At 64.2% G+C, this 14,880-nt stretch carries 15 protein-coding genes; 11 read left to right on the top strand and 4 right to left on the bottom strand.

Annotated elements, in window-relative coordinates:
• Positions 1-110: 110 nt before the first annotated feature.
• Complete coding sequence (locus tag BLT98_RS00260) at positions 111-2,204, top strand: Ig-like domain-containing protein (RefSeq protein ID WP_170846244.1); 2,094 nt, start codon at positions 111-113, stop codon at positions 2,202-2,204.
• 253 nt (positions 2,205-2,457) lie between these two features.
• Positions 2,458-3,483: a LacI family DNA-binding transcriptional regulator gene (locus BLT98_RS00255; RefSeq protein WP_244517331.1), complete on the top strand. Its 1,026-nt coding sequence runs from the start codon at positions 2,458-2,460 to the stop codon at positions 3,481-3,483.
• A 53-nt stretch (positions 3,484-3,536) separates the two neighbouring features.
• On the opposite strand, the gene BLT98_RS00250 is transcribed toward BLT98_RS00255, so the two are convergent.
• Positions 3,537-3,956 (bottom strand): YidB family protein, encoded by a 420-nt coding sequence (locus BLT98_RS00250; RefSeq protein WP_034751100.1) that lies wholly within the window; start codon positions 3,954-3,956, stop codon positions 3,537-3,539.
• 259 nt (positions 3,957-4,215) lie between these two features.
• Between BLT98_RS00250 and BLT98_RS00245 the strand changes: the two genes are divergently transcribed.
• From BLT98_RS00245 to BLT98_RS00235, 3 genes are all read left to right on the top strand, one after another.
• Complete coding sequence (locus BLT98_RS00245; RefSeq protein WP_034751103.1) at positions 4,216-4,428, top strand: hypothetical protein; 213 nt, start codon at positions 4,216-4,218, stop codon at positions 4,426-4,428.
• 109 nt (positions 4,429-4,537) lie between these two features.
• On the top strand, positions 4,538-5,266 hold the full coding sequence (locus BLT98_RS00240) for a hypothetical protein (RefSeq protein ID WP_092604771.1): 729 nt from the start codon (positions 4,538-4,540) through the stop codon (positions 5,264-5,266).
• Between the two features lie 73 nt (positions 5,267-5,339).
• Positions 5,340-5,813 (top strand): DUF6328 family protein, encoded by a 474-nt coding sequence (locus BLT98_RS00235; RefSeq protein ID WP_092604770.1) that lies wholly within the window; start codon positions 5,340-5,342, stop codon positions 5,811-5,813.
• Positions 5,814-5,932: 119 nt separating this feature from the next.
• On the opposite strand, the gene BLT98_RS00230 is transcribed toward BLT98_RS00235, so the two are convergent.
• Positions 5,933-6,835, bottom strand: coding sequence for a LysR family transcriptional regulator (locus BLT98_RS00230; protein ID WP_092604769.1), 903 nt, complete (start codon positions 6,833-6,835; stop codon positions 5,933-5,935).
• 102 nt (positions 6,836-6,937) lie between these two features.
• On the opposite strand from BLT98_RS00230, the gene BLT98_RS00225 reads away from it, so the two are divergent.
• The 6 genes from BLT98_RS00225 (at position 6,938) to BLT98_RS00200 (ending at position 13,841) form a co-directional block, all read left to right on the top strand.
• On the top strand, positions 6,938-7,954 hold the full coding sequence (locus tag BLT98_RS00225; RefSeq protein ID WP_092604768.1) for an aldo/keto reductase: 1,017 nt from the start codon (positions 6,938-6,940) through the stop codon (positions 7,952-7,954).
• A 19-nt stretch (positions 7,955-7,973) separates the two neighbouring features.
• Positions 7,974-8,390 carry an SRPBCC family protein gene (locus BLT98_RS00220; RefSeq protein ID WP_092604767.1) on the top strand — a complete coding sequence of 139 codons (417 nt, stop codon included), beginning with the start codon at positions 7,974-7,976 and terminating at the stop codon, positions 8,388-8,390.
• A gap of 294 nt (positions 8,391-8,684) precedes the next feature.
• Positions 8,685-9,902, top strand: coding sequence for an MFS transporter (locus tag BLT98_RS00215; RefSeq protein WP_083299622.1), 1,218 nt, complete (start codon positions 8,685-8,687; stop codon positions 9,900-9,902).
• A 202-nt stretch (positions 9,903-10,104) separates the two neighbouring features.
• On the top strand, positions 10,105-10,518 hold the full coding sequence (locus tag BLT98_RS00210) for a hypothetical protein (RefSeq protein ID WP_092604766.1): 414 nt from the start codon (positions 10,105-10,107) through the stop codon (positions 10,516-10,518).
• A gap of 30 nt (positions 10,519-10,548) precedes the next feature.
• A complete protein-coding gene (locus BLT98_RS00205; RefSeq protein ID WP_092604765.1) occupies positions 10,549-12,009 on the top strand; it encodes a hypothetical protein in 1,461 nt (486 codons plus the stop codon).
• A 41-nt stretch (positions 12,010-12,050) separates the two neighbouring features.
• On the top strand, positions 12,051-13,841 hold the full coding sequence (locus tag BLT98_RS00200) for a hypothetical protein (RefSeq protein ID WP_211614763.1): 1,791 nt from the start codon (positions 12,051-12,053) through the stop codon (positions 13,839-13,841).
• A 69-nt stretch (positions 13,842-13,910) separates the two neighbouring features.
• On the opposite strand, the gene BLT98_RS00195 is transcribed toward BLT98_RS00200, so the two are convergent.
• Together BLT98_RS00195 and BLT98_RS00190 are read right to left on the bottom strand one after the other, a co-directional pair.
• Positions 13,911-14,426 (bottom strand): hypothetical protein, encoded by a 516-nt coding sequence (locus BLT98_RS00195; RefSeq protein ID WP_092604763.1) that lies wholly within the window; start codon positions 14,424-14,426, stop codon positions 13,911-13,913.
• 48 nt (positions 14,427-14,474) lie between these two features.
• A complete protein-coding gene (locus tag BLT98_RS00190; protein WP_139178907.1) occupies positions 14,475-14,798 on the bottom strand; it encodes a hypothetical protein in 324 nt (107 codons plus the stop codon).
• Positions 14,799-14,880: the final 82 nt, after the last annotated feature.

The raw sequence follows: 14,880 nt of genomic DNA, 5'->3' as shown, positions 1-14,880 counted from the left end.
GTTCGACGGGGTCAACAGCATAAACTTGCTTTGCATCAAGTAGCGGCCGCGCGCAAAAGCTACTCTTGGAAGTGATGCCGAGCAACTCGGCCAGCTCCCGGAGACCCATCGTGCCCCTCGCCCGCCTGCGCCACCCGCGCCACCTGCCCGCTGTTTTGCTGCCTGCTACCTTGCTGGCGGCCTTCCTCGTTTCCCTGGCCGGCTGCGGCGGCGGTTCGGCCGATACCCAGGCCGGCGCCGGCTGCTCTCTGCACAGCACGGCAGGCTGCGGCGGCAGCCCGCCGCCCACCGTGCCGCCCGTGAAGCCGCCAGTCACCCCGCCCGTGACGCCACCCGTGATTCCGCCGGTCACGCCGCCCGAGCCGGCCAGCCTGGCCAGCGCCGTCAACCTGGTCTTTTCCAGCACGGAACTGGCCTCGGCGGGATTGGCTGGCAGTGAAGTGGGCGTCACGGCCCTCGTCAAGGATGGCGCCAACCTGGCCTTGCCAAACGCAAAGATTTCTTTTGCCGCCGATTCCGGCATCCTCGGCAGCGTCGATGCCGTGACGGACAAGAACGGCCAGGCGCGCGCCTTGCTGGGGACGGGCGGCGCCAACAGCAACCGCAGCATCACCGTGACGGCGCATGTCGGCACGCGCAGCGGCAAGGGTACGGTGGCCGTCACGGGCAGCAGCGTGGAAGTGCTGGGGCCGGCCGCCTTGCTGCTGGGCCAGGGTGCCGACCTCACCGTCACCGTGCGCGACTCGGCGCGCAAACCCGTGGCCGGCGCCGCCATCGCCTACAGCACGGGTGGCGGCAACGGCGTGCGCGTCAAGGACGGCGGCGCGGCGCTCAGCAATGCGCAAGGCCAGCTGGTGCTGCGCCTGACGGCGGGTAGCCTGGGCAAGGATGCCGTGTCCGTCAGCGCCCTGGGCGCCGCCACCACGCAGGTGTATGCCGTGGCCGGCAGCGACTTGCGCCTGAGCCCGGCCGTGGGCCAGGACGCCAGCGGTGCGGACGTGCTGCCGGAGATCGCCACCCTGGCGTGCCAGCCCATCGACGCGCGCTATGACAGAGCGGGCGTGGCGCAAGCGGGCAGCGCCAGCCTGTCGACCTCGCGCGGCAGCCTGTTTGCGGACAGTGCCTGCAGCCAGGCCTTGCCCGCCAGCCTGATTTTCAGCGATGGCAACTTGCCGCGCAGCTATGTGCAATCGGCCAACGCGGGCGTGGCCACCATCACGGCCGCCGTGGCAGGCGGGCCCACGGCGCAAACACGGCTGGAATTCATCGCGCCATTGAGTCCTGCCAGCAAGCTGACCGTGCAAGCGGATCCGGCAGTGCTGCGCGCGAATACGACCACTTCGGCCGACAATGCCAGGACCAGCATCAGCACCATCGGCGCCGTCGTGCGCGATGGCGCCGTCAACAACCTGGTCAAGAACGCGCCTGTGCTGTTCAGTATCTTGAGCGACCCCAGCGGCGGCTACCTGCGGCAGGCGGGCCGGGTGCTGACGGGCAGCGACGGCCTGGCGCGCGCCGTGTATGTGGCGGGGCCGGCCGACAGCGGCCGCGACGGCGTGCTGATCCAGGCCCGCATCGAAGGCGCGCCGCAAGCGGCGGCCACGGCCCTCGTGCGCCTGACGGTGGCGCGGCAAGCGCTGTCGATCAAGCTGGGCACGGGCAGCCTGCTGCGCGAGCATTCGGCCAGCGTGCTGCAGAAGGACTTTGCCGTATTCGTGTCCGACAGCGCCGGCAATGCCGTGCCCGGCGTTGCCATCACGGCCGCCGCCTGGCCCAGCCGCTACGCCAAGGGATATTATGTATGGCAAGCGGACAAGCCCGAGTTCCCCGACACGGGCGTCTGGCGCCTGGCCCTGCCCCACTACAGCTGCGCCAACGAGGACGTCTTGCGCAACGGCATTTTTGACGCCGCCTACGACCGCAACGGCAATGGCGCGCTCGACCCGGGCATCCCCCTGACCGTCAGCGCCAGCGGCCTGAGCGACGCGCTGGGCATGGCGACCGTCACCGTCAGCTATCCGCGCAACTACGGTTCCTGGGTGGACGTCGTCCTGACTGTGCGGGGCAGCGTCAGCGGTACGGAGGCGAGCGCCACGGCGGAATGGCCATTGCCTACCCTGGCCAGCGATTTCAGCGCCCGCCGCGTGGATCCGCCGGGACGCCTCAGCCCCTATGGCAGCGGGCCGTGCGACAGCAGCGATTGAGGGGCTGCCCGAGCACTTGCCATTCAGTCATATTTCTTTGCAACATGAACAATAAGCGTGAATAAGCATGCAGTCTTGCCATAAGGCAATCTTTTGCGCTATGCTCATTCTGCCCGCCCAGGCCGTCACAAGCGGCCGGGCCTGCAGGAATACTTTGAGACAGGTTGCTTGCCAGACCAATATGCGAAAAAAGAATACTGTAGCCCGGACACCCATCACCACCACCCGCGCCATACCCGGCGCCGGACGACGCGTGACTTCGTATGACGTGGCCCTGCTGGCCGGCGTGTCGCAATCGGCCGTGTCACGCTGCTTCAAGCCGGGCGCCAGCATCTCGCCCGCCACCCATGCCAAGGTCATGCAGGCGGCCATCACCCTCGACTACATCCCGAACGCGGCCGCGCGCAGCCTGATCACGCGCCGCTCGAACCTGGTGGCCGTCATCATTTCCAACCTGGCCAATCTGTACTATCCGCAAGTGTTGTCCGACCTGAGCCAGCAAATCGCCCGCCTGGGCAAGCGTCTCTTATTGTTTACCCTGGAACGCGAAGCGGACATTGGCAAGGTCTTGTGCGATGTGTGGCAATACCAGGTCGACGGTGCGGTCGTGGCCGCCTGCCTGTCGGACGAGCAGATGGCTGAATTCGGCCGGCGCGACGTGCCGCTGGTGCTGTTCAACCGCAGCCCGCGCGAACATGCCGTGCACGCCGTGCTGTGCGACCAGGCCGAAGCGGCGCGCCTGCTGGTCTCGCGCCTGGCCGAGGCGGGCCACCGCCAGTTTGCCATCATCGACGGCCCCGGCGACTCGGCCGTCGCGCAGGAACGCAAGGCTGGCATGCTGGACCGGCTGCTGACCCTGGGCTTGCCCGCGCCCATCGTCGTCAGCGGCAACTACGACTATGCCAGCGGCGGACGGGGCTTGCGCAAGGTCATCGACCGCCTGGGCCGTGTGCCGGACGCCGTCATTTGCGGCAACGACATCATGGCCATCGGCTGCCTGGACACGGCGCGCCACCAGATGGGTATCCAGGTGCCGCTGCAGATGTCGGTGGCCGGCTTCGACGCGCTGGAAGCGTCCGGCTGGCTCAGCTACGACATCACCACCCTGCGCCAGCCCGTGCAAAAGATGGCCGCCGATGCCGTCGCCATGCTGGGTGAACTGATGGAGCGGCGCGGCGGCATCGCCGAGCGGCGCCGCTATTGCTCGTATCTGGTCGAGGGGAGTACGGCGCGGCTGACTGCTGAGCAGCCCCACTTCGGCATGATGGCCGCCGCCTGAAAACAAAAAAACCTCGCATCGCTGCGAGGTTTTTCACTTGCAAGACCAGGGAATCAACCGAAGATCTTGCCCTTGAGCATATTCAAGCCCTGGCTGACGAGGTCATTGCCTTCCGGTACCTGACCATCGGGCGTCAGCTTGTCGATCAGCTGGGGCAGCAAGGCTGCCAGACCGCCCGAGGCCGCGTCCGGTGCGACGCCCGCTTTTTCGGCGATCTGGGTGATCGTGTCGCTGCCCAGCGCATCCTTGATCTGTTCGCCGGACACGGGCGCATTGGCGCCCGTGCCGATCCAGCTGGCCACCTGGTCGCCCAGGCCGCTTTCCTGAAACTTCTGCAGCAGGCCGGGCAAGCCGCCATGCTGGTTAACCAGGTCCATCACGCTGGCCATCAATCCCGATGGGGCTTCCCCGTCAGCACTTTTATTGCCCAAAGCGCTCATCGCCTGTCCTGCAAGTTGGTCTAGCAAACTCATCGTATTCTCCTGAACGCTATCGATTAGTGCCGCGTGACTGCGGCGTCGGTATGGCGCAGACCATTCTCCGCCATGGAAATAATTATACTATGAATAATAACAGTGACATAATTACAATCCCAAGGCGAACGCACAGACAGCCTCACTGTCGAGGCGCCCACCTCCATCATATTTAGTTCGGCACAACTTGCAAGCGTAAATTGATCGTGCGCAAAAACGTGTAGAATTAATTTTCCTACTTACTGAGGAGTATCAACATATGAACATCAATAAAGCGGTAGACAAGGCTTACGAAAAAAAGACGTTCAAGGAAATCGCTGATGCCCCCGTCGACGCGCTGCAAGGCGTGAGCGAGAAAGATGCGGAGCTGCTCAAGCAGGCATTCAATATTAAGACCGTGCGCGATCTGGCGAACCTGAAATACTCGAAATGGGCGCGCGCCATCGTCACCCTGGCCGATACGGAAGAATAGACCGGGCCATGCTTTTGGCATCCCCGTCAGCACAGCCCGCCCGAATCGGCGGGCTTTTTCATTCCAGACAGTCAGCGGCTGGCAAGGCGATAGCCGCTGGGAGGCGCCATTGGACACACCGCTGACCCTGCCCGGCATCTGCTGGCCCCTGCAAGCGAGCACGGGCCATCTTGCCGTCACCACATCCCACATCACGGGCCACTTTCGCGCCGGTGCGGGGCTGGACGCCATCGTCCTGTGCGATCTGCTGCCCGCTGGAAAATTTCGCAACGGCGCGGCGCGCCACTGGTGCCGCACGCACCAGTGCTACTGGGGCACGCAAGCCGATCTGGCCGGCTGGCAAGCAACACAGCCCATGCGTTGCCGCCAGCACGCCAGCCCCATGGGCTATGTGCTGTATCCGGAATTGTTCGACCCCATGCAATTCCACGCCAGCACCCTGCGCCTGGGCCCGGATGGCTTGCTGCAACTGCGCGCCCGGGCCAATGACGGCGGCGCCCTGCTGGCGCGCGACGCGGCCGCGCTGGCCATCGACTGCCGCGCCCTGCTCGGCCTGTTTCCTCCCGACATAGTGCAACTGAATATCACGCCGCCCGCCGCGCAAGCGTTCGCCGCCGCGCTGCAGGCTGGCGCACCGCTGGGCTGCAGCGACTGCGCCCGCTGCAGCCACCCGCACCTGGATCTGGGCAGCTTCGCGTTGGCACCGCACCGTCGCCACAGTTGCGGCCATTGTGGCCACGACGCCTCGCACAGCGCCACGGCCATCGTCTCGACGCCGCTGTGGCGGCTGCGCGAATACGCCGCCCGCCTGCCTGGGCGCGGCATGCAATGCTTCTGAAGGTGCGCCCGCCCACAGTCAGGCAAGGCACTGCCGGGTAGACTGGCTCCATTACCATCACGAGGACGGTCCCATGCCACCAGCGCAACACCAGGATGAAAATGACCAGCCAGGCGACGCAGGCGACTTGTCCGACCTGCTCAGCGAATTGCGCATCCTCTTGCCGGGCGCGCAGATGCTGACGGCTTTCCTCATCATCCTGCCCTTCAATGGCGGCTTCGCGAAGATCGTGCAGGCGGAAAAAATCGTCTTCCTGCTGACGTTTTTCCTGTCCATGACCAGCCTGGTGCTGCTCAGCGCGCCAGCCATCCAGCACCGCGTGATGCGCCCCCTGCAAGACCGCGAACGCTTCAAGCGCGTGGCCGACCGCATCATGATGTGCGGCGCCTTTTCCCTGGCGCTGGCGTTTATCTTAGGCACCAACCTGGTGATGTCGGAAGTGTTCGGCCACGTCGTCGGCATCATCGCCTGCGTGCTGATGGGCGCGCTCATCATTTGCATGTGGTGGTGGCTGCCCTTGCACTTGAAGCACGCCAGGAAAATCTAGAACACTAACCAAACCTACTGCGCGTCGCGATTTGCGGCCTCCGATGCTCACTGTGCTCAAGCACAGCTCCGCTTCTCAGCCACAACTCATCCCGCTCGCTACGGTTTTGTTAGGTGTTGCTAAGCGACTGCGCCCGCCTGCTGCAGCAAGGTTGCGCGGAAAATCCCCACCAGCGGACGCAAGTTCACCTTGTGCCAGGCCAGCCACAGGGGCGTGCGATAACTGAACCACGGCAATTCCCTTACGACGACGCCGGCCGGCGCGTGCTGGCGCAGGCTGTGCTGGATCATGGCCATGCCCAGCCCGGCCGCCACCAGGCCCAGCGCCGTCAGCGGCTCCGTCGCTTCCATGCGGATATCGGGCGTAAAACCGGCGCGCGCGCAGGCGGCGATGAAATTATCGTGTTTCAGCACGCCTTCCTTGTGCAGCACGGCAATCCATTCCTCGCCCGCCAGATCTTCCGGGCTCAGCTCGGCCTTGTGCGCCAGCGGGTGCGTTTCCGGCAAGGCCAGCAGCATGGGGTCGCTCAGCACTTGCGCGCAATCGAGGTCCGGGTCGTTCGGCAGCGGCGGCTCGCACAGCAGCGCGATATCGAGGCTGCGCTGGCGCAAGCCTTCGATCTGCTCGGCCGAATGCAGGTTGTACAGGGCCACGTGCACTTGCGGCCGCGTGGCCCGCAAGGCGCGCAAGCCGTCCGGCAACACGCCCGCATGCATGGCGTTTTCGATGTAGCCTATGCACAGGCCACCCTCGTCGCCGCGCCCCAGCCGTTTCGCCAGCGCTTCCAGGCGATTCCCGTGGGTGATAAACGCGCGCGCTTCGGCCAGGAAGGTATGGCCATCGCGCGTCAGGCGGATGCGCTGGGCGCTGCGCTCGAACAGGGTCAGGCCCAGCCTGTCTTCGAGCTGGGCGATTTGCCGGCTCAGCGGCGACTGGGAAATATGCAGGCGCTCGGCGGCCCGCCCCACGTGTTCTTCCTCGGCGACGGCGATGAAGTATTGCAATTGGCGTATGTCCAACATATAAGACCTTTCAGGACTCAAGTTGCTCCAATTATGTCTTGGACAGGCTTAACTTGTCCAGCTATTCTGTCTTCACTGATCCACACATTGAAGGAAAACATCATGACAATCAAACACTTACTGACAGGCAAACTGGGTTTCGGCACGGCGCCGCTGGGCAATATGTTCCGCAACATTCCAGAACAGGAAGCGCTGGCAACCGTCGACGCGGCGTGGGAATCGGGCATCCGCTACTTCGACACGGCCCCGTTCTACGGCGCCGGCCTGGCCGAGCTGCGCCTGGGCGCCGCCCTGAAGCAGCGCCGCCGCGACGATTACGTGCTCAGCACCAAGGTCGGCCGGCTGATCCTCGATGAACTGGAAGACCCCACTGCCCGCGAACTGGGCGAAAAAGGCGGCTTGTTCGAATTTGGCCGCAAGAACAAGATTGTCGATGACTACTCGGCCGACGCCACCATGCGTTCGATCGAAGACAGTTTGAAACGCCTGGATACGGACCACCTCGATATCGTCTGGGTCCACGACATCGCCCAGGATTTTCATGGCGACAACTGGCTGGCGCAATTCGAGATTGCCCGCACGGGTGCCTTTCGCGTGCTGACCCGCTTGCGCGAAGAAGGCGTCATCAAGGCCTGGGGCGTGGGCGTGAACAAGGTGGAACCGCTGGAACTGACCCTGGACCTGGCCGAAGCCCAGCCGGACGCCTTCCTGCTGGCCGGCCGCTACACCCTGCTCGACCATGAACGCGCGCTGCAGCGCCTGATGCCTGCCGCGGCAAAACAGAACGTCGACATCGTCGTGGGCGGCCCCTACAGTTCAGGCATCCTGGCCGGCGGCGCGCATTTCGAATACCAGAAAGCCTCGCCCGAGATCATTGCCAAAGTCGAACGCATCAAGTCCATTGCCGCACGCCATGGCGTCAGCGTCAAGGCGGCCGCCCTGCAATTTTCCCTGGCCAATCCGGCCGTGGCCGCCGTGATCCCCGGCGCCAGCCGTCCGGAACGCCTGGCCGAAGACCTGGCAGCCTTGAACAGCGTCATCCCCGCTGCATTCTGGCAAGACATGCGTGCCGAGCAACTGGTATCGGCCTTCGCGCCCCTGCCCGGCGACACTCTCTGATATAGACAAGGAATTCATCATGGCACATACCACTACTTCGATCGACATCGCCGCCACGCCGGCACAAGTGTGGCAACTGATCGGGGGCTTCAATTCGCTGCCCGACTGGCTGCCCTATATTCCCAGCAGCACGTTAAGCGCAGGGGGCCGCATCCGCCACCTGGCCAACCCGGCCGGCGACGTCATCGTCGAGCAGCTGGAAGCGTACGACAATGCAGCGCGCAGCTACAGCTATTCCATCCTGCAGGCGCCGTTTCCCGCCGCCGATTACCTGTCCACCCTGAAAGTGGAACCACTTGCCGGCAGCGATGGCGCGCGGGTCACCTGGTCGGGCCGCTTCACGCCGGTGGGCGTGAGCGAGCAGGAAGTGACGGACCTGTTCCACGGCATTTATGTGGCGGGACTGGAAGCGCTGCAGCAATCGTTAGCGAAGTAATACGCAAGGAAGACCATTTCCGCCACAGCCAGCTTTTCTTCGCTCTCCCTGTGGCGGAATCGCGCAGATTCCGTGTTATCGTTAACAACAAGAGCAAACGCTGTTGTGTGCGGTGCAGCAAATTTTAGCCGGCGTCCTGCAGAGCTTGCCCGAATCTTTTACAATGTTGTCTTTGGGCAGCTCTTCTAGCCCGAAAATACCGGCCATCCGTCGATTCTGGTGGCGCATTGCCACCTCCGGCTGGGCCACTGCGCGCCCCTCCGCCCTGTCATTCTTTACCCAACTAACAAGAACATGCACGCCTCCGTAGATCCCCTGATTCCGCGCGTCACCGCGCCTTTTGGCGCTGGCTATGCCGACCTGGCCCTGGCCATCGGCGGCCTCGCCATCGGCACGGGCGAATTCGCCTCCATGAGCATCCTGCCCGTGGTGGCCGACGACCTGGGCACGACCTTGCCGCAGATGAGCCACATGATCAGCGCCTACGCGCTGGGCGTGGTCATCGGCGCGCCCCTGATCACGATCTTCCTGGCGCGCATGCCGCGCCGTTTGATGCTGATCTGTCTGATGCTGATGTTCGCTGGCGGCAACTTGCTCAGCGCCATCGCGCCCAACTACGGCTTGCTGGTCGTCGCCCGCTTCGTGGCGGGCATCCCGCACGGCGCCTACTTTGGCGTGGCGGCGCTGGTGGCGGCCGCCCTGGCCGAACCGGACCGGCGTGGCCAGGCCGTGGCCCGCGTCCTGATGGGCTTGACCGTGGCGAATATCTTTGGCGTGCCGCTGGCCACGTATATCGGCCAGACTCTGGGCTGGCGCTCGGCCTTTTTGCTGGTCGCCGCGCTGGGCTTGCTGACCATGCTGATGGTGCGCATCTTCGTGCCCATGGTCGCTGCCGGCGATTCGAGCCCGCGCCGCGAACTGGGCGTCTTCCGCCGCCTGCAAGTGTGGCTGACCCTGCTGATGGTGGCGATCGGCTTCGGCGGCATGTTCGCCGTCTACACGTTTATCACGCCAACCCTGCTGGAAGTGACAAAAGTGTCGCCCCTGGTCATTTCCATCTTGCTGGCCATTATCGGTATCGGCATGACCGTGGGTAATCTGATCGGCGGCTGGCTGGCCGACCGCTCGCGCCTGTGGACCATCTTCGGCGTGCTGCTGTGGAACGTGGCCGCCCTGGCCGCCTTTACCTATACCAGCAGCAATGTCTGGTTGACGGCGATCAACCTGTTCGCCATCGGCGCCGGCATCGCCGTCGCCCCGGCCGTGCAGACCCGCTTGATGGATGTGGCCGGCGACGCGCAAACGGTGGCCGCCGCCCTCAACCACTCCGCCTTCAACATCGCCAACGCGCTGGGCGCGTGGGCCGGCGGCATCGCCATCGCCATGGGCATGGGCTTGCGCTCGACGGGCTGGGTGGGCGCCATGCTGGCCTGCGGCGGCATCGTCGTGCTCGGTATTTCCGTGCTGGTGGAAAATCGCAGCCGCAATGTGAGCGGCGCGCAGCCGGCTTGATAATCTAAGTAATCCAAGCGAGCGGCTGCCGGGTCAGGCGGCCGCATCGCCCGGCACTCCCCTCTTTCTCCTCCGCAGCGCCCCCCCCTTCTCGATCCCGCCCTTCCCACATCGCGTTTGTTCTAGCGCAAATCGTGCTCCATGTTTTACCCTATTGTTAAATATGCTTTCAATGTATTTTTCCTTCTCCGGGAGAAAGATCATGAAGAAACCCGCTGCGCCCCCTGCCACGGAAAGCTATACATTGCACACCAATACCCTCACTGCGGACGTATTTGCCTTTGGCCAAAACGCGTCTGCCAGCAAGACGGTCACCAGAGTCGATAGCGCCACGCAGAAGACCTTGCAGGATGCCATTGCCCAGCTAGAACAAGCGATCGCTCAGTTGCCCCTCAATGCCGGTGCGGCAGCCATTGTCAAACAGGAAACGCAAGCCATGGCTGACATGGTGCGCTCTGACAAGACGCAGCCCGAAGGGATACAGCATATGCTGCACAGTCTGAAAGACAAACTGCAGATGGCCGGCGTGGTGATTGCCGACGTGGTAGCACTGGCGACACCCGTCAAGGCGATCGCCAGCGCGCTGCGCTTGCCATTGCAGTATTTCGGCCTGTAATGGCATTGCACACAAGCGGCGGAGGCGAACATGACGGATCCCATACCCGAAGAACTGCAGCAAGCCGCCACCAGGCAAGCTGAGCAGGCAGCGCACCTGCACGATGATGCGGAAGTCATCCGCCTCCTCGGTGGTCAGGCCTTCCTTGGCGGCCTGGGTTTTCGCCGCCGCATACTGCATTTCTTCCATAAAAACTATGACGCCGTGGCGCCGGAATTCGGCCTGGACGTGCGCCTGCTGATACAGATTTGCCTGGTCGGCGAACAGCTGCAACGGCGCTACAGGCTCGCCTTCGCCGCCGCCGTGCTGCTGATGCTGCTGGCCTACCTGCTCGACATACCGGCGCTCATCGCGCTCGGCGTACTCGTGGCGGCAGGCGCCAACGTCAGACGCGCAAACGCCGCCGACCGCCACGCGCAGGGTTTTCGGCGCGGCAACTTCAACTATGCGGCCTGCGTGCAGCAATATGGACAGCACCCCATTCCCAAGCGCATCGAAGACGCCCTGCCCGTCCCCGGGCAGAACCTGATCCTGTACCGCGGCTTCATCCCGTTCATCGGCGCCGGCATCCAGGAAAGCGGTTGGTCATTCAACTGCGCGCTGAATGCGCCCCGCGGCGAGAGCGCAAAACAGGCCGTCACGCCATTCACGGCAACGCAGCTGTACGCGCATATCAAGGCAGCACTGCAAGCCATGCAGCTGCCCGGCTTGCGCTGCATGGATCCCGTTTTTGTCCATGGAACGCAGGCGCGCGGGCCGGAAGACCTGTGCTTCGGAGAATGGCAACGTCCTGCCCAGGTGATCGCTGCCGCGCGCCTGGCGCAATGTCTGGGCACCAGCGAGCGGCATATGCGCCACTATCTGTGCGTGCAGATTGTCGACTGGGGTGGCGAAATCATCACCACTTACTATGTCCGCTTTGTGTTGCGCGGCAACGGCTTGTATGTCGAATTCAACCGCTACTTCCTCGGTCCGGTGGAAGACTCCTACCGCAAGGTCGACAAAGTGGCCAAGATCCGCTGGCAGGAACGCTTGCAGCGCTGGCTGGCCGCCTGCGTGCTTGGCCCCTTCATGGCGTTTGGCGCCACGCTGCTACTGCTCGCCGACGAATTGTCCAGCTTTGCCGAATCCTTCAGCATGGACAAATATGTGCGCGAGCGCGCGGAGCATATCGAATACAGCGCCAGCTACAATTTCGGCGCCAGCACCAGCTTGCGCGAAGCATTGTCGGCGCCCGCGTGGCGCCATTACTTCCAGCGCTCGGACGAAGATTTCAACCGAAAATTAATCGAACGCAAGCTGCTTGACGAGCTGGCCGACTTCCTCGAAGCGCACGGCTACGACAATGCCGATATCCGCGAACGGCGCACCACCATCCTCAACAATGGGATCATCGTTCATGGCGGCAATGTTCAGGCAGAGGCCCTGGCCGTGGGCACCGGCGCAAAAGCCAGCAAACAGGACGTAGCACACGCTCCGGCTGCGGCATGATGAACGGGGATTTGCTCCTTTTGCTTTGCAATGGCCTCGCCTTGGGCATGCTGACCTCGCTGGCGGCCAGCGGCCACAGCTTGCTGTACCGTGAATACGGCGCACTCTGTCTGGGCTTTGCCGCCGTGCCAAGCGTGGCGGCCATGCTCGGCAGCACGGCGGTCATCTGGCTGCAAGGCTCGCTGGATGGTCTGCCCGCCTACGCCATGCTGCTGTTGGTGCTGGCAGCAAGCTGGGCCGCAGCCGCCCTCATGCTGTTCCTGTACGAGCGCCATTTCTGGCGGCACATGCGCCGGGCCACGCCGGTGGAACAATTGCTGGCAGGCCTGGTCAGCGCCATCGCTGTCCTGATGATCGCGTCCGTGGCCTGGAACCAGCAGATGCTGCCCGCCTTTTTACCGGGCCCGGATGTCATCAAGCCTGGCGGTGCCGTGCTGCCGCTGACACCACTCGTGATTGTGGCGACGGGCATGCTGCTGATCTGCCTGTGCCCGCTCTATTTCCCCGCCACTACGGCGTCCGGCACGCCGGCCACCGAGCGCCAGCGCGCAGCCCTGCTGTGGGCGGGGCTGCTCGGTGCGGCAAGCGGCGTGGGGGAGACCCTGACCTTCGGTGCTGCCAGGACTGTGGTCATCTCCATCGGCTTAGCGCCATTGGTGGCGCCCTTGGTGGCGGCGTTGGCCGGCGGACTCGGAAACGTCAAGGGCGGCGCCGTCGCGGGCTTGGCACTGGGCCTCCTCGGCGCCGGCTACGCCACGTATATGGCGGAGCTAAGCGGCGGTGCCCTGAACAGCGAGACGAGCGATGTCATGATGCTGGTGCTGCTGGCGCTCGCCTGGGGCATGCGCCATCGCCGGCTGTGGCGACCGGTTACGCCCATGCATGGCGCAGCGCTGCCGGTGGCGGCGCGGAGCGACACGCCCGATTCCCATGTCCGTGCCTTTGCCATCATCGCCACCCTCGTGCTGGCCGGGACGATCCTGGATTTTCTGTTGCCCTTCAGCCTGACACCCCGTCTGAGGCAGAGCACGCCAGTGATCGTGATCGCCATCGGCCTGTATTGCGCCGTGGGCCGCGCGCAGTTGCCTGCGCTGGGCTACCTGATCTATCCGGCGACGGGCGCCTGCGTGTACGCCATGCTCGGCGGAGCCGATGCCATCGCCCAGCCGTTGCCGCCATGGCTACTGCTCGTGGCCGCAGGAGCCGCCACCGCCACGCTTGCCGCCCTGATGTATTTCTGGGCACGCACGCTGCCGGTGGAAGCCTGCGCCATCGTGTCGCTGGCCGTGTACGCTACCGCCATGCCATTCATCGCGCAACTGGGCAATCCCGCCTATCCTGGTGGCGCTGCGCGGGCGGAACCGCTGATCCGCCCATTGGTGGAGGCCACGCCATCCGGCACAGAGAGCAGCAGCATCTTCGTGGCGGGCATGCTGGTGGTGGCAGCCGCGTCCGGCCTACTGTACCTGCTCCATAGAATGGCTCCCGCCGCGCGTGCCGGCAACCACGTGGCCGCCGGCCTGATTGGCGGCGTCGGCGGCGCCTTGCTGGTGGCGACGCAAGCAGCGTTTGCGCCTTGGTATTTTTCCATGGACTCGGCCATCCTCGTTTTTGCCATGGTGCTGGTGCTGAAAAGATTCGGGCTCTGGTGCATCATTGCAGGCACCGTGCTGCTGACCTACGTGCAAACCGTGCTGTCGGGCTGGCAATGGCTGAGCCCGGCGCTGTGCGTGCTGGCACTGCTCATCGCCAGTCGCTTGCCAGAACGCATGCAGTTGCTGCAGAACATGGCATCCACGCCTTTCGGCCCCAACCTCTATCGCATGGAATAAATACAGGCGCGGGCCACCGGCGCTGCTGGCTGCCTGACGACGATGCCGCCAGCAGCGCCACTACCGCGATTACCTTATATCGTGCCCATTGGACGTTTCCCGGCGGTATACTCCCTCGAACGCGGCCAGGCTCTCCGCTTGCGTCCACAGGCCGGCGATATAGCGAAACTCATCCTCGAACGGCTGCTCGAAATTGGCAACGTCCGTCGCGTATTCGCAATTGCGGCTCAGCATCACCAGCCAGTCCGGGTAGTCAAGCGCCGGATACAGGCGAGTAAAGATGGCATCGAGCGACGACACGCTTTCCCGGCCCGCCAAGTAGGCGGCGCGCAACTCGACGATATATTTGCCTGCCAGAAATTGCTCAGGCAGCCGCTGCACGCCCCGGTAACGCTCGATGATCACGTCGGCCAGCGGCAGCACCTCGTCGCGGCCACGGGCGCTGGCCAGCAGCACGACCTCCAGGTCGTCACCCTCCTCGTCCAGGCGTAGGCGTTCCACGGCCCAGTCCACGCAGCTGTCGGCACGGCTAAATCCCATGCGCAGCTGGAATACGGCGATTTCAAGTTCTATCAGTTGTTCCATGCTTTCCATTATGCGGGGCGAAACGGCTACGCCGTCCTCGGCCTTGTTTCAGTTTGCGTTCCGCGCCCATTGTCGCGCCAGCGACACGCCCACTATCAACCCCAGGCATGACCCGCCCAACCAGACGAGCGCCATAATGGCAGACATGGCCTGGGGAAATTGCTCGAAGCAGGCCGACAACAGGCTTAGGACGACGAGCGCAGAGGCCACCGCCAGCGGCTTGCCCGGCGCCAGCCTGGCAGCCAGTCCAGCGGCAATGGCAGAGCCTATGAAAATAGCGGCCTGCAAGACATACCAGTGCGTGGCGCTGGCGGCCTGGAGGACCAAGGGGGGGAGCGCCTTGAGCCCAAGCTGGAGCAGCCAGCACGCCATCACAGCGATCCAGACAGGCCGCCTGGCATCGGCCGGCATCGCCCGGCGCGGTATTCCATTCCGTCATGCGCTTTTTCCATGA

Source organism: Janthinobacterium sp. YR213 (genome assembly GCF_900099875.1).
Taxonomy (GTDB): domain Bacteria; phylum Pseudomonadota; class Gammaproteobacteria; order Burkholderiales; family Burkholderiaceae_D; genus Janthinobacterium; species Janthinobacterium lividum.
Note: the sequence above shows the minus strand (reverse complement) of the source record. Positions and strands in the feature narration are given on the sequence as shown.

Excerpts from the sequence above, each read along its gene's own strand:
- BLT98_RS00250 (WP_034751100.1), bottom strand. The coding sequence starts at position 3,956 with ATGAGTTTGCTAGACCAACTTGCAGGACAGGCGATGAGCGCTTTGGGC.
- BLT98_RS00245 (WP_034751103.1), top strand. The coding sequence starts at position 4,216 with ATGAACATCAATAAAGCGGTAGACAAGGCTTACGAAAAAAAGACGTTC.
- BLT98_RS00235 (WP_092604770.1), top strand. The coding sequence starts at position 5,340 with ATGCCACCAGCGCAACACCAGGATGAAAATGACCAGCCAGGCGACGCA.
- BLT98_RS00230 (WP_092604769.1), bottom strand. The coding sequence starts at position 6,835 with ATGTTGGACATACGCCAATTGCAATACTTCATCGCCGTCGCCGAGGAA.
- BLT98_RS00225 (WP_092604768.1), top strand. The coding sequence starts at position 6,938 with ATGACAATCAAACACTTACTGACAGGCAAACTGGGTTTCGGCACGGCG.
- BLT98_RS00220 (WP_092604767.1), top strand. The coding sequence starts at position 7,974 with ATGGCACATACCACTACTTCGATCGACATCGCCGCCACGCCGGCACAA.
- BLT98_RS00215 (WP_083299622.1), top strand. The coding sequence starts at position 8,685 with ATGCACGCCTCCGTAGATCCCCTGATTCCGCGCGTCACCGCGCCTTTT.
- BLT98_RS00210 (WP_092604766.1), top strand. The coding sequence starts at position 10,105 with ATGAAGAAACCCGCTGCGCCCCCTGCCACGGAAAGCTATACATTGCAC.
- BLT98_RS00205 (WP_092604765.1), top strand. The coding sequence starts at position 10,549 with ATGACGGATCCCATACCCGAAGAACTGCAGCAAGCCGCCACCAGGCAA.
- BLT98_RS00195 (WP_092604763.1), bottom strand. The coding sequence starts at position 14,426 with ATGGAACAACTGATAGAACTTGAAATCGCCGTATTCCAGCTGCGCATG.
- BLT98_RS00190 (WP_139178907.1), bottom strand. The coding sequence starts at position 14,798 with ATGGCGTGCTGGCTGCTCCAGCTTGGGCTCAAGGCGCTCCCCCCCTTG.